The organism is Sulfitobacter sp. HI0027 (assembly GCF_001634775.1).
Classification (GTDB): Bacteria; Pseudomonadota; Alphaproteobacteria; order Rhodobacterales; family Rhodobacteraceae; genus Sulfitobacter.
On record NZ_LWER01000194.1, the window covers coordinates 1 to 583 of the forward strand.

Consider the following 583-nt stretch of genomic DNA (forward strand, 5'->3'; position numbering starts at 1 on the left):
ACTCCGGGTTTGCCGCGCTGAGCGCGGCGCAACAGGACGAGATCCTCAAGGGGATGGACGATGAGGAAATCACCTTCGACGGAGTCTCGGCCAAGGCGTTCTTTGACCTGATCCTAAAAAACACCATCGAAGGCTATTTCGCCGATCCAATCTACGGCGGCAACCGAGACATGGTGGCTTGGCACTACGTCGGCTTTCCTGGCACCCGCTATGATTACCGCGATTTCGTGGGCCACAACGGCGCGCGCATTGATCTGCCGCCGGTCAGCCTGATGGGCCGTCCCGGCTGGAACAGCTCTGAATAAGACACGAGGTGACACGATGACGAAACAGCTTCCAAAGGTCGACGTGGTTCTGGTCGGTTTCGGCTGGACCGGGGCGATCTACGCCGAGAAGCTGACTGCCGCCGGGATGGAGGTGCTGGCACTGGAACGCGGCCCGTGGCGCGACACGCCCAAGGATTTCGCCACCACCTTTGCGCAGGACGAGCTACGCTATTACTGGCGCCACGGCATGTTTCAGGAAGCCTCGCAATCCACCGTCACCTTCCGCAACAATGGCGCACAGATCGCGCTGCCGATGC

The 583-nt window shown here is 60.7% G+C and carries 1 protein-coding gene and 1 pseudogene; both read left to right on the forward strand.

Annotated features, from left to right (window positions below):
* Positions 1–305, forward strand: a 305-nt coding sequence (locus A3722_RS12990; RefSeq protein ID WP_150120478.1) for a gluconate 2-dehydrogenase subunit 3 family protein, incomplete at its 5' end; no start/stop codon positions are given.
* Between the two features lie 16 nt (positions 306–321).
* Positions 322–583, forward strand: a pseudogene (locus tag A3722_RS12995) (GMC family oxidoreductase); the annotation flags it as partial.